Source organism: Aquamicrobium aerolatum DSM 21857, from assembly GCF_900113935.1.
Taxonomy (GTDB): domain Bacteria; phylum Pseudomonadota; class Alphaproteobacteria; order Rhizobiales; family Rhizobiaceae; genus Aerobium; species Aerobium aerolatum.
In genome coordinates this window covers 12639-31417 of sequence record NZ_FORF01000002.1, presented here as the reverse complement: position 1 = coordinate 31417, position 18779 = coordinate 12639, and the positions used below count along the sequence as shown (strand labels likewise).

Here is an 18779-nt window from a genome sequence, read left to right as displayed (position 1 = left end):
CGGGGCGCACGATGACGCCCCGGCAAACAGTCTCAGCCGTGATAACCCAGCCTTTCATCGGCGGTGCGCGCCTGCGGGTCGCGGTCTTCGGCTGCGCCATAGCCGCCGCCGCCGGGCGTGCCGACGTCGATGTAATCGCCTTCCAGCAGACGGAAATTCTCGCCCTTGGACAGGTGCTCGGGTTCGAATTCGCGGCCCTGAATATTGAGGCGGATGCGGTTCGGCTGGCCGTCTTCACCGCCCAGCACGCCGGGCGGTCCGAAGCGACCATGTTCCATCAGGAAGGATGCCGTGCCTTCGCCGCGCAACAGCCGCATGCGATAGTCGACACCCATGCCGCCGCGGAACTGGCCGGCGCCGGCCGATCCCTCGCGCAACGCATAGCGTTCGAACAGCAGCGGATAGCGTTGTTCGAGAATCTCGACCGGCTGCGATTTCGAAATGCCGATGGTCGAGCAGCCATTGGAAATGCCGTCACCATCCCACCAGCCGCCATACCCGCCGCCGGAGAAATAATACATGATGTAATGTTCGCCGGTTTCCGGGTCGAAACCGCCGAGCGACAGATTGCCGGAGGTGCCGGCGGGTGCGGCGAACAGCTTGCCCGGAATGGCCTTGGCCAGCGCCAGGAACACCGCTTCCATGATCCGCTGCGAAACTTCTGCTGAACAGCCGGCGACGGGGCGCGGATATTCGGCATAAAGGAAGGTGCCCTTTGGCCGCAGAACGGTGAGCGGCGCAAAGCAGCCGGCGTTCATCGGCACGTTGGGGAAAATGTGCTTCATGCCGATGAACACAGCGGACTGGGTGGTGGCCCACACCGAGTTGAGCGGCCCGCGACAGGGCTTGGACGAGCGCGAGAAGTCGAAGGTGATCCCGGTGCCGCTGACGGTGACGTCGAGGGCGACTTCGAGCGGTTCATTGACCACGCCGTCGCTGTCGATGAAGGCGGAGGCCGAATAGACGCCGTCTGGAATGTCGGCGATATGGGCGCGCATCATCGTTTCGGCGCGGCTTTCGATCTCGGCGACGCAATCGTTGACCACGTCGAGCCCGTAGCGGTCGATCAGCGCCGTCAGCGCGCGCTCGCCGGCGCGCAGCGCGGCGATCTGGGCATGGATGTCGCCGATGCGCTCTTCCGAGACGCGGATGTTGGCGAGCACGAAATCGACGATGTCCTGAACCAGAACGCCGCCTTCCATGATCTTGACCGGCGGAATACGCAGGCCTTCCTGATGGATTTCCGTCGCGGTCGTTGAAAAGCCGCCCGGCACCATGCCGCCGGTGTCGGGCCAGTGCCCGGCATTGGCGAGATAGCACCACAGCTTGCCCTTGTAATAGAACGGCATCACCATCTTGACGTCCATCAGATGCGTGCCGCCGCGATAGGGGTCGTTGACGATGATGACATCGCCCGGATTCAGGTGCTCGGCGCGTTCCTTGATGACGGAATGAACGCATTCCTGCATGACGCCGAGAAAGATCGGCAGGCCGGTTTCGCCCTGCGAGATCATGCGCCCGTCCTGAATGCCATAGATGCCGTTGGAGCGATCATAGGCTTCGGAGATGACCGGCGAGAACGAGGTTTTCTCGTGCACGAGGTCCATTTCGGTGCAGACCTGCTGCAGGCCCTTTTCGACCACGGTCAGCGTGACCGGATCGATGGCCGCCACGGTGGAAGTTTGCGCAATCGCATTCATGCCGCGCGCTCCTCGAATGTGATGATGATATTGCCGAGCGCGTCGACTTCGCCGCGCGTGCCCGGATCAAGGATGAGGGTGGTGTCGGACTGCTCGACGATGGCCGGGCCATGGAAGACGAAACCGATCGGCAGCTGTTCGCGGTCGAAGATCTTGGTTTCGCACCAGGCGCCGTCGAACCATGCGCGCCGCGTGCCCTTGAACGCCGCGTCTTCATTGCCGCCCTTGGGGGTGAAGTCGGCAAGGCTGATGCGGTCGCGGCGACCGATGATGGTGGTGCGCACATTGACCAGCACCGGGATCATCGTCGGCAGCTCGATGGCAAAGCGCGCCAGAAACGCCTCGCGGAAGGCAAGACGGACCTTTTCGGCGTCGAATGCGCCTTCAGGGGCCGGGATGCGCAGCACATGCGACTGGCCGCGATAGAGCAGCTCGAATTCGTGCTGCAGCACCACCTCGTTGACGACGACCTTTTCGCGCGCCAGCAGATCCTTGCCTGCCTGGATCTGGCTGGCGACGATCTCGTCGACCTGTCCTGCCGGGATCTGCGCGAGCGGCAGGTTGATGGTCTGGACGAAGTCATGGCGAACATCGGCCAGAACGCAGCCGAGCGCCGAGTTGAGGCCCGGATAGCGCGGCACCAGCACGCGTGGCAGGTTCAGCATCCGCGCAATGGCGACCGCATGGAGTGGTCCGCCGCCGCCATAGGGAATGTAGGTGAAGTCGCGTGGGTCGATGCCCTTTTCCACCGAGATCAGGCGGATCGCGCCGGCCATGTCGGCGACGGCGACGTCGATCACCGCCTGTGCCGCTGCCACCGCATCAAGGCCGAGCGGCGTACCGATCTGCGTTGTGAGGGCGGTCTCGATCTCGGCCAGCGGCGCGTCGCCGGAAGCGCCGGTCACGGCGTGGGGGTTGAGGCGGCCCAGCATGTAGTTGCAGTCGGTGATGGTGACGCGGTCGCCGCCGCGGCCATAGCCGATCGGGCCGGGATAGGATCCCGCGCTTTCCGGCCCGACCCGCAACATGCCGGCCTTGTCGATATGCGCAATCGAGCCGCCACCCGCGCCGATGGTCGAAATGTCGATCATCGGAATGCGGATCGGCATGGCGTAGGCCAGCTCTTTTTCGGAGGTGATGAGGGGGACGCCGTTGGTCACCAGCGCAATGTCGAAGCTGGTGCCGCCCATGTCGCCGGTGACGACATTGTCATAGCCGGCAAGGCTCGCCAGTTCGGCGGCGGCGAGCACGCCGGCGGCCGGGCCGGACATGATCGTGTGGACGGCGTGTTCGGCGATGACCGGCGCAGCGGCCATGCCGCCATTGGCCTGCATGATTAACAGGTCGTGGTCGAAGCCCTGCGCCTTCAGCGCGCTGTCGACCTTGTCGATATAGCTCGAAACGATCGGCGCAATGGAGGCGTGGATGGCGGCGGTCGAGCCGCGCTCGAATTCACGCATCTCGCGCACGATTTCATGCGAGGCGACGACATAGGGGTTGGGCCAGATCTCACGCACCGCGCGCGCGGCGGCGATCTCATGCTCGGGATTGACGTAGGAATGCAGGAACTGGATCACCAGCGACTCGACGCCCTCAGCCAGCAGCGCCTTGGCTTGCGCGACCACTGCCTCGATGTCGACCGGGGTGATGACCCGGCCCTTGGCGTCCATGCGCTCGCCAACCTCGCGGCGCAGGTCGCGCGGGATCAGTGGCGTGAACGTGCCTGACAGCCCATAGGCGTAGGGGCGCGTGCGGCGGCCCAGTTCGAGCACGTCGCGAAAACCTTCCGTGGTGATCAGGCCGGTCTTGGCGCCCTTGTGCTCCAGCACGGCATTGGTGCCGGCGGTGGTGCCATGCACCAGCCAGCGAATCTCGTCCGGCTTGATGCCGAGCCCGGCAATGCCATCGAGAAAGCCGCGCGCGCGGTCATCGACTGTGGTCGGAACCTTTCCTGTCCGGATTTCGCCCGTTTCGGTGTCAACCAGCAGAAAATCCGTGAACGTTCCGCCGACATCCACCCCGATCGTGACGGCCATGCGTCAATCCTTTTTCATTTAATGGAACTTAGTTATGATAATCGGTATTATTTTCGCGTCAGAATGGATTGTCAAGCGAGAATGCCGAGTCCGCCGCTTCTCACAATCCGGAATGTCCGATAGGATTCATCAATGAATGAAGCTGAGGCGAATCAAGCTCGGATGCAGAAGCCGAAACCCACCAGGACCAGCAGCGACAGCCCGCTGGAACGCTATTTTTCGATCATCGAGGCGGTGGTCACGTCAGGCGGCGGGGTGACGCTGACCGAAGTGGCCAATCTGACGTCGCTGGCAAAGCCCACGGCGCACCGGCTGCTCAATTCGCTCACCGAAACCGGCCTGCTGGAAAGCGACATGCAGGGGCGCAAGACCTTTTCTGCCGGACCGCGCTTGTGGCGCATCCTGCAACTGGGGATCAATCCGTCGCGGCTGTTGCGCTTTGGCCAGCTGGTTTGTGCCGAGCTGTCGCAGCAACTGAACGAAACCTGCTATCTGGTGCGTTATGACGGCCAGAAGGTGCTGTCGATCGCGCAGGAAATTGCGCCGTCGGGCCATCGGTTTCATGTCATTCCAGGTGATGTTCTGCCCTTTCATGCCGCGGCGACCGCGAAGGTGATTCTGGCGTCGCAGCCCGATGAGAGGATCGACGAGCATCTGGCTGGCGAACTGGTTGCCTTCACGTCGCAGACCAAGACCAGCCGCATCGACATCTATTCGGAACTCGATGATGTGCGTCGCAACGGATTTGCGGTCTGCGACCGTGAAATCGACGAGAACATCATGGCCTATGCGGTGCCGCTGCATTTCATGGATGAGCCGGTGGTGTTTGCGCTTGGCGTCACCGGCCCGGCGACGCGGATGGCGCCGCGCGATCCTGCCGATTTCATTGGGCCGCTGAAGCTGGCTGCGGAACGTCTGGTGCAATTGCTGACCGGAATGCAGAACGCCTGATCGCGACCCGTCGCGCAATTGAAAAGGCCGGCCCTGCAGCCGGCCTTTTCAGGTTCACATGATGGTCTGTGGCAGCCACAGGATGATCTGCGGAAACAGCATCATCAGTCCAACCGCTGCAATCATGATCAGCACGAAGGGGATGATCGATAGATAAAGGTCGTTCATCGTCACGTCCTTCGGCGCAACGCCCTTCAGATAGAACAAATTGTAGCCGAAAGGCGGGGTCAGGAAGCCCATCTCCATCAGCACGATGAAGAGGATGCCGAACCAGACCGGATCAAAGCCGAGCTGCACCGCCACCGGCGCGAAGATCGGCGCGGTGATCATGATGATGCCCGTCGTCTCCAGCACCATGCCCATGATCGCCAGGATGACGAACATCAAGGTGACGATGACCCAGCGATTGACCTCCAGATCCAGGATCAGTCCCTCGATCATGCGCGTGGCGCCGATCGCGGTGTAGAAGGTCGACAGCGCCGACGAGGCGATGATGATCCAGAAGATCACCGCCGACAGGATCAGTGTCTCGCGCGAGGCGGCAAACAGGTTCTCCCAGGTCAGCCGCCGTGCGATCAGCGCCGCAAGCACCGCCCCGCCTGCACCGACCGCGCTTGCTTCGGCAACGGCCGCCGTGCCGGTCAGGATCGAGCCCATCACCGCGACGGTCAGCGCGATTGGTGGCAGCACCATGCGCAGGCTGCGCAGCTTTTCACCCCAGCTATAGGTGGTGGTGTCGACCGCGACGCGCGGATCGAAGGCCGAGCGCAGATAGGCATAGAGCCCGAACAGGAATGCCAGCAGCAGTCCCGGCAGGATACCGCCCATGTAAAGGCCGCCGATGGAGGTGTTGGCCACCAGGCCATAGACGATCATCGTGACCGATGGCGGGATCAGGATGCCGAGCGAGCCGCCGGCGGCAATCGAGCCAAGCGTCATGTGGCGGTTGTAGCCGCGTGAGAACATCGCAGGAATGGCCACCATGCCCATGGCGATGGTCGCTGCGCCGGAGATGCCCGCCATGGCGGAAAACAGCGTACAGATCAGGATCGTGCCGATGGCCAGCCCGCCGCGAATTCCGCCCATGAACTTCTGCATGGTGTCGTAGAGATCGTCGGCGATCCGCGATTTCTGCAACATCGAGGCCATGAAGATGAACATCGGGATCGACAGATATTCGAAACTGGTCGCCGTGGCGAAAGCCCGCATGGGGATCATGCTGAGCGCTGCCGGGCTCCAGAAGAAGTAGATCATCGCGACCGACAGGCCGCCCAGCGCAAATGCGATGGGAACGCCAAGTCCGAGGAAGAAGAACATTCCCCCGAACAGCAGGATTGAGGGGATCGTGGGATCAGCCATGGATCTGCAGCTCCTCCGGGGCGGTGACGGCGTCTTCGGGGTGCAGATAGGCGTGCCATTCGACCAGCAAATAGTGTGCCCAGCCAAGCACCATCAGCCCGGCGCCAGCCGGGATCAGGGCCTTGAACGCCCAGATCGGCGCCGGCCAGTTGGCCGAGGCAGGACGTTCGCCGGCGATGAAGGCGCGTTCGGCAAAGGTGTAGCCGTGCCGGATCAGCACATAGGTGAGGAACAGCAGCAGAGCGCTCGAAACGACGCTGTCGATCAGCAGCCGGTTTCTTGGCGAGAACCCGGCATAAAGCGCATCGACGCGGACGAATTTGCCGGTCGATACCGCCCACGGGCCGCCAAGCATGATCAGGGCGCACATCAGCCAGGATGCAACGTCCGCAGCCCAGGGAAGCGACACCCTGAAGAACAGGCGTGACAGGATTTCAATGAGCACCACGACCGTGATGGCCAGAACCGAAAGGGAAACCACCTTTCCGATGGTTTCCAGCAGTCGGCCTATCATATCTGACAGGAACTTCATTCAGCGCTCTCCGCAGTGTGCGAGAGACGCGACTTCATTCGCCACGGCCCAGTTCGGTGAGGTATTCCGAGAGCATGTTGACTGCGCGCTCGTGAATGCCGCCCTGATCCGCATAGGCGACCCACAGCTTGCGGGCTGCCGCTTCCATCTTGGCGAATTCTTCCGGCTCGATGGTGACGAGCTCGACGCCTGCCGCCTGCATGTCGACGAGCGCCTGGGCGTCATTCTTCATGCCGGTGGTGAGGTATTCGAGCGAGGACAGCATCGCCGCTTCGCGCAGCATTGCCTTCAGATCGTCCGGCAAGCCGTTCCAGGCGTCGAGATTGACCGCGAAGAAGTTGTTCGGCGCGGGCATCGGCGAAGGCTGGATGTAGAACTTGGCGACTTCATGCAGCGAAAGGCTCTTGTTGGCCGAAGGGCTGGCCCAGCGCGCAGCTTCAAGCGCACCGGTGGCAAGCGCGGTGTAAAGCTCGGAGCCGGCCATGAACACCGGCGATGCGCCCATGCTTTCGAACCAGTTGGCCTCAAGGCCGAACGCGCGGATCTTCAGACCGTTGAAGTCGGCGACCGTGCGCAGCGGCTTGTTGGACACGATATCCCATTGCGGCGACACCTGGGGCCCAAGATAGAACACATTGTAAGGCGAGTACGCTTCGCGGGCGATCTCGATGAAGCCCTTCTTGTAGAAGAAGTCGAAGCTTTCCAGCGGGCTGCGCAGCGCACCTGGCACACCGTTCTCGATCGAGGCGACCGGACCGATCTTGCCGGAGAAATAGCCGCCCGTCAGCATGCCCATCTCGGCGACGCCAGCGCCGACCGCGTCCAGACCGTCAGCGACCGGGAACAGCGCGCCGACCGGAAAGACTTCGAACTTCATGCGGCCGTTGGACATTTCCTCCACCAGCTTGGCGAAGCGCTTCTCGACGGCGACATGGCCCGGATCGCCGGGGTTGAGATTTGTCTGCAGACGCCAGACGAAATCCTGTGCAGCCGCCGGCAACGCCATCAGCCCTGCAATACCGAGCGCCAGACCGGCGATCAGCGATTTACGAATTCCCATTTGTACCTCCGAATTTCAATTTCCAGAACTTTTTCACGAATACTGAAATTCTTTTGTCAGAGTTTGTCAACTCCTGTTTCTCCACCGCCCGCCGCCAGGAGCGAATCTGAAAGATCGCGACGCGCTTTAGGCGGTGCGGCGGCGGCGTGGATGATTGCGTGTCAGGCGGCAGGACATGCGACCAGGGTGCGGCGGGACGTCAGCTCATCCGGCAGGTCATGGATGCAGCATCGTCACCCATTGCAGCGTGTCTTCGGCGTGACTGATCATGGCGTTGCGTGCGGCTTCGCCATCGCCCTTTGCGATTGCCTCGATGATCGGGGCGTGGGCGAACGCAATCAGGCGCTTGTTCCCCATCGGCTTTTCGACCGCCAGGATGACATCGGTCAGGGCCAGCTGGATTTCCGTCTCCGCGCGCGCCAGCGCCGTCGAGCCGGAAATTTCCGCAATAAGGCCGTGAAATTGCGCATCGGCAAAGCGCAGATCGGGAAATTTGTGCAGCAGCCGGTCGAAGTTCAGGCCGGCAGCGCGGATCTGGTGAACCTGTTCTGGCGTTGCCCGTTGCGCCGCGAGGAAACAGGCTTCGCCGGAAATCCCGCGCCGCCAATCCGTCAGGTCGCGCAATTCCTGCCGGCTCAGCGGCACCCGGCGCGCTGCTTCGGCCAGACGCTCGCCGACATCGCTGGCAACGAAATTCCCGCCATTGCGTCCGCGCACCGTGACCAGAAGGTTCATGTCCCGCAATGCCGCCAGCGCCGACCTGACCGTCATCGGCGCAATGCCGAATCCCTTCGCCAGTTCCGCTTCGGGCGGCAGGCGGGCGCCAGGTCGCAATTCTCCGGTCACGATCGCTTCATGAAGGCGACGGGCCACGCGATCCGGCGTCGACGCATCGTCGAGCGGTGCAAGGAATTTCATTTGATCTCTAAATTCTAGATGTTAGATGTCAATTATCTCAGAACACGAAAGCTCATGTCAAACCTGTTCAATTCTGCCTCGGATCGACCGTCTTGCGGCGGTGCTGTCAACATTCTTGTCGTCGGGTCGCTCACGCCGCCGGGTGTCAGTGACGATCTGAAATCGATACTTGTCGGCCTGTCGGCGAATGTGACTGCCGCGCTGCATCGCGCCGGTGCGCAGGCCCGTTTCGTCGAGGCGTCGAACCCCGAACGCGACGCAAGCGCGGTGCTCGCCGACATGCACGGTCTGCTGATTCTGGGTGGCGCGGATGCCGATCCAGCCTGCTATGGTCAGAAGGCCGAAGCGGACACGATGTATGGCATCAACCCGGCGGCGGATGATTTCGAGCTGCAGCTGATTGGTGATGCGCGCGCGCAGGCGCTGCCCATTCTTGGCATCTGTCGCGGCATGCAACTGCTGAACATCGCCCATGGTGGCGATCTGATCCAGGAAATCGGCCCCGGCACGATGCACAATGGCGCGTCCGACAATGCGCTGATGGTGTGTCATGAAGTGTCGCTCGAACCCGGCTCGCGGCTGGCCGCGATCTATGAAGAGCGCGCCCTCACTATTCGTTCCGGCCATCATCAGGCGGTCGGTCGTCTTGGCGAGGGGCTGGTCGTGACCGCATCTGCCGCTGACGGCATCGTTGAAGCGGTGGAATCGCGCGATGCGGCATGGGTGGTCGGCGTCCAGTGGCACCCCGAGGATCCGGCCGCGCCGGTGCGCGACCTTGATCGTCTCGTGGCGGGTTTTATCCAGGCCTGCTCGTCGTAAACGCCGCCAGTTCCGGGTCCGGTTCGGTCCCGACCGCGTCCATGAAGGAATTGGTTGCGACCATGATCCCGGCAAGGGCGGTCAGGTCGACCAGCGTCCTTTCCGGCAATTTTTCGCGCAGCCGCGCCCAGACATCCGCCGGGATCGTTTTCGGGTCTGCCGCGAAAGCCGTGCCGAATGCCGCCATCGCATCGAGATCGACCGGCTGCGTGGGCGCATCACCTTCGGCCAGCCCCGCAAGGCCCCGCCGCATGAAGCCGATCCCGACCGTATTGTCCATCTGCGTGCTGATCGCAAGACACAGCGTCAGGATGGCGCGGTCGCCGATCACCGGCGCGAGTTCGTCGCGCAGTGCGAACCACTCGCCATAGACCCGCAGCGCAACCGGCGAGTGCATCAGCGTGCGCTTCATGTTGGTCATCCGGCCGCGCAGGCGCAGTTCCTCGTCATGCGCCGCCCGCTGCTCCGCGCTGGCATCGGCAAGGTCGAGTTGCGAAATCTGCGCCATGCTCATTTCGCTTCGATGTCGGAAATCGCCGGGCTGCTGGTGAAGGTGTTTCCGACCGTGCACAGGACATGGGATTCGTCGATCAGCTGCTGGCGCTCTGCGGCGGAAAAATCACCGTCGATCTGGAACTCGCAGGTGAATTCGCCAACCCGCGACGGCGCGTCTTCGGCCTTGATATGGGTGACGTCGACCTTCACGCCGGTCAGCCGCTCATGCCAGCCGAATTTGCGCGCGGCGATGCGCACGCTGAGCACGAGGCAGCCGGCGAGCGCGGCGTCCATCAGCTCCAGCGGCGTCATGCCCTCGTCGCGCGCCATGGCCGCCAGCGCGAGCTTTGCGCCCGAATGCGCTTCCACGCTCGCCTTGCCGTCTGCGTCCAGTGAAGCTGACACCGTATTGGAGCGAGTGACTATGCTGACCATGCTGTGTTCCTGTCAGGTAAATTGAGAGACCATTGCATTTTAGGCGATTGTCACCGCCAATCACAGTCCATAGCTTACAACGATAGTTACGCGGCACGCCTTCATCTTCGCCGTACTCTTCAAGGAGCAGGTTCCATGCCTTACATCACCGCCGTTTCCCGCCTGCATCACGCGCTCACCGGCGCCGTTGCCGTGCTGGCGGTTTCCGCAGCAATGGCGTCGTCCGCCGCTGCGCAGCAGGCCGGCCCGGATGCCATCATCAATATCGGCTCGCTCTATGAGCCGCAGAATCTGGACAACACCGCAGGTGCCGGGCAGGGCGTCAGCGAAGCTTTCAACGGCAATGTCTATGAAGCCCTGTTCCGGCTGGCTGACAGTGGCGAGGTCGAGCCGGTGCTGTCGGAAAGCTACGAGGCCAGCGAAGATGGCCTGACCTACACATTCAAGCTGCGCGAAGGCGTGACCTTCCATTCGGGCGATCCGCTCACCGCTGCCGACGTCAAGTTCTCGATCGAGCGCGTGATGGCGCCGGAATCCAAGAGCTCGCGCCGCAACAGCCTTTCGACGATCGCCAATATCGAAACGCCCGACGACAAAACCGTCGTCATCACGCTCAAGCAGCGCTCGATCTCGCTGCCTTACAATCTGAGCTATGTCTGGATCGTCAACGACGCGGCCAAGGAGCTGACCTCGTCCGCCGATGGCACCGGCCCTTACCGCCTCGAAAACTGGCGGCGCGGCACGTCGCTGACGCTGACCCCGTCTGACAATTACTGGGGCGAGGCCCCGCGCAATGGCGGCGTCGTGTTCACCTACTTCACCGAAGCCACAGCGCAGAACAATGCGCTTCTGACCGGCGCGATCGACATCATCCCGTCGGTGCAAAGCCCGGATTCGCTGGCGATGTTTGAAGGCAATCCGCAGTTCACGGTCACGGAAGGCGTGTCCACCACCAAGGAATTGCTCGCCTATAATGACCGCGTCGAGCCGTTCAGCAACGTCAAGGTGCGCAAGGCGCTGGCCCGCGCCATCGACAAGAAGCGCCTGCTGGCGTCGATCTGGGGCGAACATGGCACGCTCATCGGTTCGTTCGTGCCGCCGACCGACCCGTGGTATGTCGACCTCACCGGTGTCGATGCCTACGATCCCGACAGCGCGCGCCAGCTGCTCGAAGAAGCCGGCCTGAAGGATGGCTTCAGCTTCAGCCTCGACACGCCGAATTATGATCCTCACCCGCTGGTGGCGCAGTTCATCCAGAACGAGCTGGGCAAGATTGGCGTGAAGGTCGACATCAACCTCATCACGTCGAACGAGTGGTACACCAAGATCTATCAGGCGCAGGATTTCCAGGCGACGCTGCAGGAACACGTCAATCACCGCGACATCGTGTTCTACGGCAATCCCAATTTCTATTGGGGCTACGACAATCCGCAGGTGGTGGAGCTGATCGCTTCGGCCGAGGCCAGCGCGACCGTGGACGAGCAGGTCGAAAAGCTGACCGAGGCCAACAAGATCATCGCCGAGGATGCGGCAAGCAACTGGCTTTATCTCTATCCGCAGATCGTGGTATCGAGCGCCAAGGTGAGCGGCTATCCGGTCAACGGGCTGAACTCGCAGTTCTTTGCCTATACGATCGAAAAGAGCAGATAAGACTACGCTGAAAAGGAGCGTCACATTCTCGTTTATCTTCTGCGCCGCTCCGTGATTCTTGTTCTGTCGCTGGCGATTGCCGCAGCAGTGCTGTTTGTGCTGCTGCGGTTGTTGCCGGGCGATCCGGCCAATGCTCTCGTTTCGGTGGGGGCGGACCCCGAGCAGATCGCTGCGGCACGGCGACAGGTCGGCTCGGATTTGCCGTTGGTCCAGCAATTCTTCCAGTTCGTCTCCAGCCTGGCGCGCTTTGATCTGGGCACCTCCTTCGTCAGCCGCACTTCGGTGGCGGCGGACATCGCGGACCGCCTGACCGTCACCGTGCCGTTGACGCTGATGGCGTTTGCGCTTGCCGTCGTCATCTCGGTGCCGCTTGGCATCATCGCTGCCGTCAAGGCCGACCGCTGGTATGGCGCCGCCATTTCGGTCGTCTCCCAGCTTGGTATCGCCGTGCCGGTGTTCTGGGTCGGCATCCTTCTCGTCGCGCTGTTTGCGGTCAATCTGCGGATTTTCCCGTCCGGCGGCTTTCCCGCCAGCGGCTGGGCCGATCCTGCCGCTGCCCTTCGCGCTCTGGCGCTGCCCACGCTCACCATCGCCATCGTGATGGGCGCGTCGATGCTGCGCTATGTTCGCTCGGCCACGCAGGATGTTGTTGACAGCGACTATCTGCGCACCGCGCGTGCGCTCGGCTCCGGCTTTGCCGAAGCGCTTGCCCGGCATGGTTTGCGCAATGGCGCAGTGCCGGTCATTTCCATTTTGGGCATCGAGCTTGCCACCACTTTCCTGGGCGCGGTGGTGGTCGAGCGTGTCTTCACCCTGCCGGGTCTGGGGTCGATGCTGCTTCTGGGCATCGAGCAGCGCGATTATCCCAATGTTCAGGGCGTGTTGCTGGTAACGACCTTGGTTGTCCTTGTCGTCGGGTTTCTCACCGACATCATCCAGCGCCTTGTCGATCCGCGTCTGAGATACAGCCGGCGGGGAGACGGCAAATGAGCGTCGCAACACAAGACGATCTGTCGGGCGGCCAAAAGCGCAGGCTCCCCCTGACGCTGATCGTCGGCTTGATCCTCGTCGGGCTTCATGTGGCGATCGCCGCGCTGACGCTGTTCTGGACCCCTTACGGCCCGAACGACATGGCCGGCATGCGGCTCGAAGCGCCGTCCTTTGCCCACTGGGCGGGAACCGACCGGCTCGGGCGCGACCTCTTCACCCACATCATGATCGGCTCGCGCATCGCCATTCAGGTCGGGGCAGGGGCCGTCGCCATCGGCGCGCTGATTGGCGTGAGCCTCGGCATCCTCGCCGCTTTCGCCACGCGCACGCTCGACGATGCGCTGGCCGCTACCTTCGACATCCTGATTGCCTTCCCGACCCTGCTTCTGGCGATGCTGGTGGTCGCCGCCAGCGACGGCGCGAGCCTCAGTTCCGCGATCATCGCGCTGGGCGTCGCCATTTCCGCCATCGTCGCGCGCCTGACCCGCATTCTCGCCAAGCGGGTTCTGGAGATGGACTACATCACCGCCGCGCGCACGTCCGGCACCTCATGGCTGCAGATCGTGTTCATCCATCTGCTGCCGAATATCTGGCCGACGCTGATGGTCAATTTCGCGCTGCAGTTTGGCCTCGCAGTGATTGCCGAAGCGTCGCTTTCCTATCTCGGCCTTGGCGCACCGCCGCCAAACGCATCGTGGGGGCGCTTGCTTCAGGAAGCGCAGGGCACGGTCTACACGGCACCGTTCGGCGCCGTTGCCCCCGGCATCGCGCTGGTCATTCTGGTCATCGGCGTCAACCTGCTGGCCGACGGCTTGCGCGACTATGCTGATCCGACGCGGGGGCGGCGCTGATGGGTCCGATCCTTGAAATAAGCGGCCTGACCATCAAGGCCGGCGATCGGCCACTCGTTTCCAACCTCGATCTTGTCATCGAGCGCGGCGAGCGCTGGGGCGTGATTGGCGAGTCCGGTTCCGGCAAGTCCCTGACCGCGCTGGCCAGCATCGGCCTGTTGCCGTCCGCCCTGTCCGCCCATGGCAAGATCATGCTCGACGGCCAGCCGGTCCTCGATCTGCCGGAACGTGCCTTGACGCAACTGCGCGGTCGCGCCGCCTCGGTGGTGTTTCAGGAGCCGCTGACCGCGCTTGATCCTCTGATGCGCCTTGGCCGCCAGACCGCAGAACCCGTCGCGCGGCGGTTGCGCCGCGAAGGCAAGCCTGCGGACCGAAAGGCGGTCGAGGCGGAAGTGCTCGCCCTGTTCGAGCGTGTCGCCCTGCCCGAGCCCGCCCGCATTGCGCGCGCCTATCCGTTCGAGATTTCCGGTGGCCAGCGCCAGCGCGTCGCCATCGCCATGGCGCTCGCCTGCCAGCCGCAATTGCTCATCGCCGACGAGCCGACCACCGCGCTGGATGTCACGACGCAGGCCGAGATCCTCGCGCTGATGAAGGATGTGGTCGCTGATATGGGCATGGCGCTCTTGTTCATCAGCCACGACCTTGCGGTGGTCAATTCCATTGCCGAGAAGATCGTCGTCATGCGCAATGGCGAGATTGTTGAAACCGGCGCGGCGCAGGCCGTTCTTTCCCGGCCTGAGCACGCGTACACAACGGCGCTGCTCGCCGCCGCGACGAAGTTCGAAGACGCCTTGGAGGGCCGCCCATGACCCTTCTTTCGCTCGAAAATGTCGGCTTTTCCTACCAGAAGTCCCGTCCGGTTCTCCATGACGTGTCCTTCTCGGTCCGTCAGGGGGCCAATGTCGGCCTCGTCGGCGAATCCGGGTCAGGCAAGTCGACCATCCTGCGGCTTTTGCTCGGGCTTGCCCGGCCCGACACGGGCACGATCAATTTTTCCGGCGACGAGCTCCAGTCGCGCGACAGCGACTTCATGCGCCGCTACCGCAAGTCGGTGCAGCCGGTGTTTCAGGATCCCTATTCCTCGCTCGACCCGCGCCAGCGCATCGACCGCATCATCGCCGAGCCGCTGCGCTCGCTGAAGATCGAGGGCGATCATGACGCCGCCGTCGATGCGGCGCTGGAGGCGGTCGGGCTGCCGCGCGACGCCCGGAACCGCTATCCGCATGCGTTTTCCGGCGGCCAGCGCCAGCGCATCGCCATCGCCCGCGCCATCGTCTCGCGCCCGCAATTGCTGCTTGCCGATGAAGCGGTCAGCGCGCTCGATCTTTCAACCCGTGTGCGCATTGTCGATCTGCTGAAACAGCTTTCCGGCTCGCTGACGGTGCTTCTTGTCTCGCACGATCTGGGCGTCGTCGCCGCGCTATGCGAGGACATCGTCATTCTGGAGCGCGGACGGGTGGTCGAGATGGGCAAGACGCAGGACGTCCTAGCCAATCCGCGCCATCCCTACACCCAGAAGCTGCTGTCGAGTATTCCGCGCTTGCGCTAACGCATGTCTCCCGAAAGTGGGGACCGGTTTCGGGATAAAGACATGCGTACAAACAAGCATGTCTCCCGAAAGTGGGGACCGGTTTCGGGATAAAGACATGCGTAGTTCAAGAAGAAGGCGACACGCTCCAGTCGGTCCCTTCCTTCGCCAAGGAACCAGATCCACCTGTGATGGTTATGCCATCAGTCGCAGGAGGACATGATGGCGAGCGAACAGCAGATACTTACCGATCACGAGGCAATTCGGAACTGGGCGGCGGCGCGCATGGGTGTGCCGGCGGTGGTGGACTCTTCGGCAGCGTCCGGCGTGCAGCCGCTGTTGATGATCGTATTCGACCAGATCGCCTATCAGGATCAGGACCGGGCTGAGCGTCCGCAAAATGCCGGAGGCCGCGAACTGGTCGAATGGGACGAATGGTTCGACTTGTTCGATCAGGCGCAGCTCGCGCTTGTCGTGCCGCCTGAGCGTCCAGGCGTGCGCGACAGCACGCACCAGCTGGTCCGTCGTGATGAAGCCTAAAGCAATTCCAGCAAAAGTGCGCAGCGGTTTTGCGTCCGGAATTGCGTGAAAAGATCTGGAGCAATTCCAGCAAGAACGTGAAGCGCAATTGTGCCTGCCCATGCGGCTTGCCCCACGGCTATGTGCGCGCCAATCTGCAAGCTCTGGAAAATCCGCAGGTCTGGCAGCTTCGTCGCACCCCCCTTAATCCGGGCGAAGTTCGCTTGCTCGTCGGTCGGCATATGTTAGATTCCGGCCCATGTGATCGGAGGACGATATGTTCGACAGCTTCGACGCCTTGATTCTGGCACGGTTCCAGTTCGCGTTTACCGTGTCCTTTCACTTCATCTTCCCTGCGCTCACCATTGGTCTGGCCAGCTATCTTGCGGTGCTGGAGGGCTTGTGGCTGTGGACCGGGCGCAGCGTCTATCTCGATCTGTTCCACTATTGGGTCAAGATTTTCGCCATCAATTTTGCCATGGGCGTCGTCTCCGGCATCGTCCTGTCCTATCAGTTCGGCACCAACTGGTCGGTGTTTTCCGACCTTGCCGGGCCGGTCGTCGGGCCGCTGATGGCCTATGAGGTGCTGACCGCGTTCTTTCTTGAGGCGGGCTTCCTTGGCATCATGCTCTTCGGCCTGACGCGGGTCGGCAAGGGGCTGCACTTCACCGCCACGCTGGCCGTCGCGCTTGGCACATTGCTGTCGTCATTCTGGATTCTGGCGGCCAATTCCTGGATGCAGACGCCGGCTGGCCACGTCATGAACGAGGTCGGCCAGTTCGTCCCGCAGGACTGGTGGCAGATCATCTTCACTGCCTCGTTCCCCTATCGTCTAGTCCACACCGTGCTTGGCTCGTATCTCACGACCGCGCTGGTGGTCGGTGCCGTTGGCGCATGGCACCTGCTGCGCAACCGCAACAATGAAGGCTCGCGCGTCATGTTTGCGATGGCGATGGGCATGCTCATCGTCACCGCGCCGATCCAGATTTTCGTCGGCGACCAGCACGGGCTCAACACGCTTGAGCATCAGCCGGTCAAGATCATGGCGATGGAAGGGCATTTCGAGAGCCACCCGGATGGCGCGCCGCTCTATCTCTTCGGCCTGCCGGATCAGGAAGCCGGAACGATGCGCTATGCGCTGGCGATCCCCAATCTCGGCTCGCTGATCCTCAAGCACAGCCTGACCGCGCCGATGGATGGCCTCGACACCGTGTCGCGGGAGGACTGGCCCCCCGTCGCCATCGTGTTCTGGTCGTTCCGCATCATGGTCGGGCTTGGCATGCTCATGCTGACGCTGGGCGCGGTGGCGCTGCTGGCGCGCATGCGTGGCAAGCTTTATGACTGGCCACTGCTCCATCGTTTTGCCATCGTCATGGGGCCGGCGGGTTTCGTGGCCGTCATCGCCGGCTGGGTGACCACCGAGGTCGGACGGCAGCCCTACACGATCTATGGCCTGTTGCGCACTGCCGATTCGGTATCGCCGCTCGACGCGCCGGCGGTTGCCGCCTCGCTCATCGCCTTCATCGTCGTCTATTTCGCCGTGTTCTCGGTCGGTGTCTGGTACATTTTGCGGCTGATGGCCCATGCGCCCGCGCCACATGAGTCCGGGCTGGAAAATGACACCACGCCGATCCGCACCGCCGGCACCACGCCGGTTGCCGCAATCGCTCCGGACCGTACGCTCGGCGCCGAACACAGGGGGGAATGAACATGGATCTTCCGGTTCTCTGGGCTTTCATCCTTGCTTTCGCGGTTTTTGCCTATGTCGTTCTCGACGGCTTCGATCTGGGCATCGGCATCCTGTTCCCGCTGCTCAGGCGCGGACAGCAGCGCGACCAGGCGATGAACTCCGTCGCGCCGGTCTGGGATGGCAACGAGACCTGGCTGGTGCTGGGCGGCGGCGGGCTGATGGCGGCGTTTCCGCTCGCCTATGCGATCATCATGCCGGCGCTCTATGCGCCGATCATTGCGATGCTGCTGGCGCTGGTTTTTCGCGGTGTCGCCTTCGAGTTCCGCTGGCGCGACAAGGCGCATGAGTGGTTCTGGGATCTTTCTTTCGCAGGCGGCTCGCTTTTGGCTACCTTCGCACAAGGGGTGACGCTCGGCGCGCTGCTCCAGGGCATCAGCGTGGAAGGCCGCGCCTATGCCGGTGGGTGGTGGGATTGGCTGTCGCCTTTCAGCCTGCTCACCGGGGCCAGCCTCGTGGTCGGCTATGCGCTGCTGGGCTCGACCTGGCTGATCATGAAGACCGAGGGTGCGTTGCAGGCGCGGGCGTTCCGCTATGCGCGTCTTGCCGGCATCATCACCATCGTCTGCGTCGCCGCCGTCAGCCTCGCCACGCCCTTCCTTGAGGAAGCCTATTATGAGCGCTGGTTCGCCTGGCCGCATGTCCTGTTCACGGCGCAGGTGCCGCTTCTCGTCGTGGTCGCGGCGGCCGCCTATTTCTTCAGTCTCCACCGCCGCTACGAGCGCTTGCCTTTCCTGCTTTCGCTCGGGCTGTTCGCCCTCAGCATGCTGGGTCTGGGCATCAGCATCTTCCCGGACATCGTCCCCGGCGCGGTGACCATCGAGAAGGCCGCAGCGCCTGATGAGAGCCTGATCTTCATGCTGGTCGGCGCGGTGGTGCTGATCCCGATCGTCCTGTCCTACACCGCCTATTCCTACTGGGTGTTCCGTGGCAAGGTCGGCGAAGAGGGTTATCATTGAGCGCCGCCGCTCCCGGACCGGTCTGGCGACGGCTGCTGTGGTTCGTCGGGCTGTGGCTGGCGGGCGTCGCCTGCGTTGCAGCGGTGGGTTATCTCATCCGCTACTGGCTGATCTGAGCCGAGAGGTTGCCAAAGCTTCCGTTGTGGCAACAAATCGTGATGGGCTGTGACGTGCGTCAAACCGCCCGATATGCGATGATGCCCCATCGCCAGCCATTGTTAAGGGCGCTG

Annotated in this window: 20 protein-coding genes; 11 read left to right on the top strand and 9 right to left on the bottom strand. The window is 62.8% G+C overall.

All coding sequences use genetic code 11. From position 1 onward, the window contains the following. Positions 1 to 32 precede the first annotated feature (32 nt). Both BMZ42_RS01810 and BMZ42_RS01805 read right to left on the bottom strand, forming a co-directional pair. Positions 33 to 1700, bottom strand: a complete 1668-nt coding sequence (locus BMZ42_RS01810) for a hydantoinase B/oxoprolinase family protein (protein WP_091517898.1) — start codon at positions 1698 to 1700, stop codon at positions 33 to 35. Further along, complete coding sequence (locus BMZ42_RS01805) at positions 1697 to 3736, bottom strand: hydantoinase/oxoprolinase family protein (protein WP_091517897.1); 2040 nt, start codon at positions 3734 to 3736, stop codon at positions 1697 to 1699. Before BMZ42_RS01805 ends, BMZ42_RS01810 begins: the two co-directional genes overlap by 4 nt. A gap of 162 nt (positions 3737 to 3898) precedes the next feature. Between BMZ42_RS01805 and BMZ42_RS01800 the strand changes: the two genes are divergently transcribed. Beyond that, complete coding sequence (locus BMZ42_RS01800) at positions 3899 to 4687, top strand: IclR family transcriptional regulator (protein WP_175556596.1); 789 nt, start codon at positions 3899 to 3901, stop codon at positions 4685 to 4687. 54 nt (positions 4688 to 4741) lie between these two features. Here the strand turns inward: BMZ42_RS01800 and BMZ42_RS01795 are convergent, their stop codons facing one another. The 4 genes from BMZ42_RS01795 to BMZ42_RS01780 all read right to left on the bottom strand — a co-directional run bounded on the left by BMZ42_RS01795 (position 4742) and on the right by BMZ42_RS01780 (position 8556). Then, the gene (locus BMZ42_RS01795; RefSeq protein WP_091517894.1) at positions 4742 to 6046 is read right to left on the bottom strand and encodes a TRAP transporter large permease; all 1305 of its coding nucleotides are present in this window, start codon (positions 6044 to 6046) and stop codon (positions 4742 to 4744) included. After that, complete coding sequence (locus BMZ42_RS01790) at positions 6039 to 6578, bottom strand: TRAP transporter small permease subunit (protein WP_091517891.1); 540 nt, start codon at positions 6576 to 6578, stop codon at positions 6039 to 6041. The genes BMZ42_RS01795 and BMZ42_RS01790 overlap by 8 nt, the downstream gene beginning before the upstream one ends. Positions 6579 to 6612: 34 nt before the next feature. Next, positions 6613 to 7638, bottom strand: coding sequence for a TRAP transporter substrate-binding protein DctP (gene dctP, locus BMZ42_RS01785; protein WP_091517889.1), 1026 nt, complete (start codon positions 7636 to 7638; stop codon positions 6613 to 6615). Between the two features lie 216 nt (positions 7639 to 7854). Beyond that, positions 7855 to 8556 carry a FadR/GntR family transcriptional regulator gene (locus BMZ42_RS01780; protein WP_091517886.1) on the bottom strand — a complete coding sequence of 234 codons (702 nt, stop codon included), beginning with the start codon at positions 8554 to 8556 and terminating at the stop codon, positions 7855 to 7857. Positions 8557 to 8610: 54 nt separating this feature from the next. On the opposite strand from BMZ42_RS01780, the gene BMZ42_RS01775 reads away from it, so the two are divergent. Then, entirely contained in the window at positions 8611 to 9375 is a 765-nt protein-coding gene (locus BMZ42_RS01775) for a gamma-glutamyl-gamma-aminobutyrate hydrolase family protein (protein WP_091517884.1), read from the top strand. Here the strand turns inward: BMZ42_RS01775 and BMZ42_RS01770 are convergent. Together BMZ42_RS01770 and BMZ42_RS01765 are read right to left on the bottom strand one after the other, a co-directional pair. Beyond that, complete coding sequence (locus BMZ42_RS01770) at positions 9353 to 9883, bottom strand: carboxymuconolactone decarboxylase family protein (RefSeq protein WP_091517882.1); 531 nt, start codon at positions 9881 to 9883, stop codon at positions 9353 to 9355. The genes BMZ42_RS01775 and BMZ42_RS01770 overlap by 23 nt on opposite strands. Before the next feature lie 2 nt (positions 9884 to 9885). Next, entirely contained in the window at positions 9886 to 10305 is a 420-nt protein-coding gene (locus BMZ42_RS01765) for an OsmC family protein (RefSeq protein WP_091517880.1), read from the bottom strand. Positions 10306 to 10440: 135 nt separating this feature from the next. On the opposite strand from BMZ42_RS01765, the gene BMZ42_RS01760 reads away from it, so the two are divergent. From BMZ42_RS01760 to BMZ42_RS01735, 6 genes are all read left to right on the top strand, one after another. Further along, entirely contained in the window at positions 10441 to 11955 is a 1515-nt protein-coding gene (locus tag BMZ42_RS01760) for an ABC transporter substrate-binding protein (protein ID WP_091517878.1), read from the top strand. Positions 11956 to 11994: 39 nt separating this feature from the next. Then, complete coding sequence (locus BMZ42_RS01755; protein ID WP_280139835.1) at positions 11995 to 12945, top strand: ABC transporter permease; 951 nt, start codon at positions 11995 to 11997, stop codon at positions 12943 to 12945. After that, entirely contained in the window at positions 12942 to 13796 is an 855-nt protein-coding gene (locus BMZ42_RS01750; protein WP_091517874.1) for an ABC transporter permease, read from the top strand. The genes BMZ42_RS01755 and BMZ42_RS01750 overlap by 4 nt, the downstream gene beginning before the upstream one ends. Then, positions 13796 to 14605 (top strand): ATP-binding cassette domain-containing protein, encoded by an 810-nt coding sequence (locus tag BMZ42_RS01745; protein ID WP_091517873.1) that lies wholly within the window; start codon positions 13796 to 13798, stop codon positions 14603 to 14605. The genes BMZ42_RS01750 and BMZ42_RS01745 overlap by 1 nt, the downstream gene beginning before the upstream one ends. Then, a complete protein-coding gene (locus BMZ42_RS01740) occupies positions 14602 to 15345 on the top strand; it encodes an ABC transporter ATP-binding protein (protein WP_091517871.1) in 744 nt (247 codons plus the stop codon). The genes BMZ42_RS01745 and BMZ42_RS01740 overlap by 4 nt, the downstream gene beginning before the upstream one ends. A 201-nt stretch (positions 15346 to 15546) precedes the next feature. Next, positions 15547 to 15864: a hypothetical protein gene (locus tag BMZ42_RS01735; RefSeq protein ID WP_091517869.1), complete on the top strand. Its 318-nt coding sequence runs from the start codon at positions 15547 to 15549 to the stop codon at positions 15862 to 15864. Here the strand turns inward: BMZ42_RS01735 and BMZ42_RS01730 are convergent. Then, positions 15861 to 16085, bottom strand: coding sequence for a hypothetical protein (locus tag BMZ42_RS01730; RefSeq protein ID WP_091517867.1), 225 nt, complete (start codon positions 16083 to 16085; stop codon positions 15861 to 15863). The genes BMZ42_RS01735 and BMZ42_RS01730 overlap by 4 nt on opposite strands. A 35-nt stretch (positions 16086 to 16120) precedes the next feature. On the opposite strand from BMZ42_RS01730, the gene BMZ42_RS01725 reads away from it, so the two are divergent. The 3 genes from BMZ42_RS01725 to BMZ42_RS01715 are packed head-to-tail and all read left to right on the top strand — an operon-like array spanning position 16121 to position 18665. Beyond that, positions 16121 to 17551, top strand: coding sequence for a cytochrome ubiquinol oxidase subunit I (locus BMZ42_RS01725; RefSeq protein ID WP_091517866.1), 1431 nt, complete (start codon positions 16121 to 16123; stop codon positions 17549 to 17551). A 2-nt stretch (positions 17552 to 17553) separates the two neighbouring features. Next, positions 17554 to 18549, top strand: a complete 996-nt coding sequence (gene cydB, locus BMZ42_RS01720; RefSeq protein ID WP_091518396.1) for a cytochrome d ubiquinol oxidase subunit II — start codon at positions 17554 to 17556, stop codon at positions 18547 to 18549. Beyond that, entirely contained in the window at positions 18546 to 18665 is a 120-nt protein-coding gene (locus BMZ42_RS01715) for a DUF2474 domain-containing protein (RefSeq protein WP_091517864.1), read from the top strand. Before cydB ends, BMZ42_RS01715 begins: the two co-directional genes overlap by 4 nt. The last annotated feature ends 114 nt before the right edge of the window (positions 18666 to 18779 follow it).

Bases quoted from the DNA above. Each gene is read 5' to 3' on its own strand.
- BMZ42_RS01810 (WP_091517898.1), bottom strand. From the start codon at position 1,700: ATGAATGCGATTGCGCAAACTTCCACCGTGGCGGCCATCGATCCGGTC.
- BMZ42_RS01805 (WP_091517897.1), bottom strand. From the start codon at position 3,736: ATGGCCGTCACGATCGGGGTGGATGTCGGCGGAACGTTCACGGATTTT.
- BMZ42_RS01800 (WP_175556596.1), top strand. From the start codon at position 3,899: ATGCAGAAGCCGAAACCCACCAGGACCAGCAGCGACAGCCCGCTGGAA.
- BMZ42_RS01795 (WP_091517894.1), bottom strand. From the start codon at position 6,046: ATGGCTGATCCCACGATCCCCTCAATCCTGCTGTTCGGGGGAATGTTC.
- BMZ42_RS01790 (WP_091517891.1), bottom strand. From the start codon at position 6,578: ATGAAGTTCCTGTCAGATATGATAGGCCGACTGCTGGAAACCATCGGA.
- dctP (WP_091517889.1), bottom strand. From the start codon at position 7,638: ATGGGAATTCGTAAATCGCTGATCGCCGGTCTGGCGCTCGGTATTGCA.
- BMZ42_RS01780 (WP_091517886.1), bottom strand. From the start codon at position 8,556: ATGAAATTCCTTGCACCGCTCGACGATGCGTCGACGCCGGATCGCGTG.
- BMZ42_RS01775 (WP_091517884.1), top strand. From the start codon at position 8,611: ATGTCAAACCTGTTCAATTCTGCCTCGGATCGACCGTCTTGCGGCGGT.
- BMZ42_RS01770 (WP_091517882.1), bottom strand. From the start codon at position 9,883: ATGGCGCAGATTTCGCAACTCGACCTTGCCGATGCCAGCGCGGAGCAG.
- BMZ42_RS01765 (WP_091517880.1), bottom strand. From the start codon at position 10,305: ATGGTCAGCATAGTCACTCGCTCCAATACGGTGTCAGCTTCACTGGAC.
- BMZ42_RS01760 (WP_091517878.1), top strand. From the start codon at position 10,441: ATGCCTTACATCACCGCCGTTTCCCGCCTGCATCACGCGCTCACCGGC.
- BMZ42_RS01750 (WP_091517874.1), top strand. From the start codon at position 12,942: ATGAGCGTCGCAACACAAGACGATCTGTCGGGCGGCCAAAAGCGCAGG.
- BMZ42_RS01745 (WP_091517873.1), top strand. From the start codon at position 13,796: ATGGGTCCGATCCTTGAAATAAGCGGCCTGACCATCAAGGCCGGCGAT.
- BMZ42_RS01740 (WP_091517871.1), top strand. From the start codon at position 14,602: ATGACCCTTCTTTCGCTCGAAAATGTCGGCTTTTCCTACCAGAAGTCC.
- BMZ42_RS01735 (WP_091517869.1), top strand. From the start codon at position 15,547: ATGGCGAGCGAACAGCAGATACTTACCGATCACGAGGCAATTCGGAAC.
- BMZ42_RS01730 (WP_091517867.1), bottom strand. From the start codon at position 16,085: ATGCCGACCGACGAGCAAGCGAACTTCGCCCGGATTAAGGGGGGTGCG.
- BMZ42_RS01725 (WP_091517866.1), top strand. From the start codon at position 16,121: ATGTTCGACAGCTTCGACGCCTTGATTCTGGCACGGTTCCAGTTCGCG.
- cydB (WP_091518396.1), top strand. From the start codon at position 17,554: ATGGATCTTCCGGTTCTCTGGGCTTTCATCCTTGCTTTCGCGGTTTTT.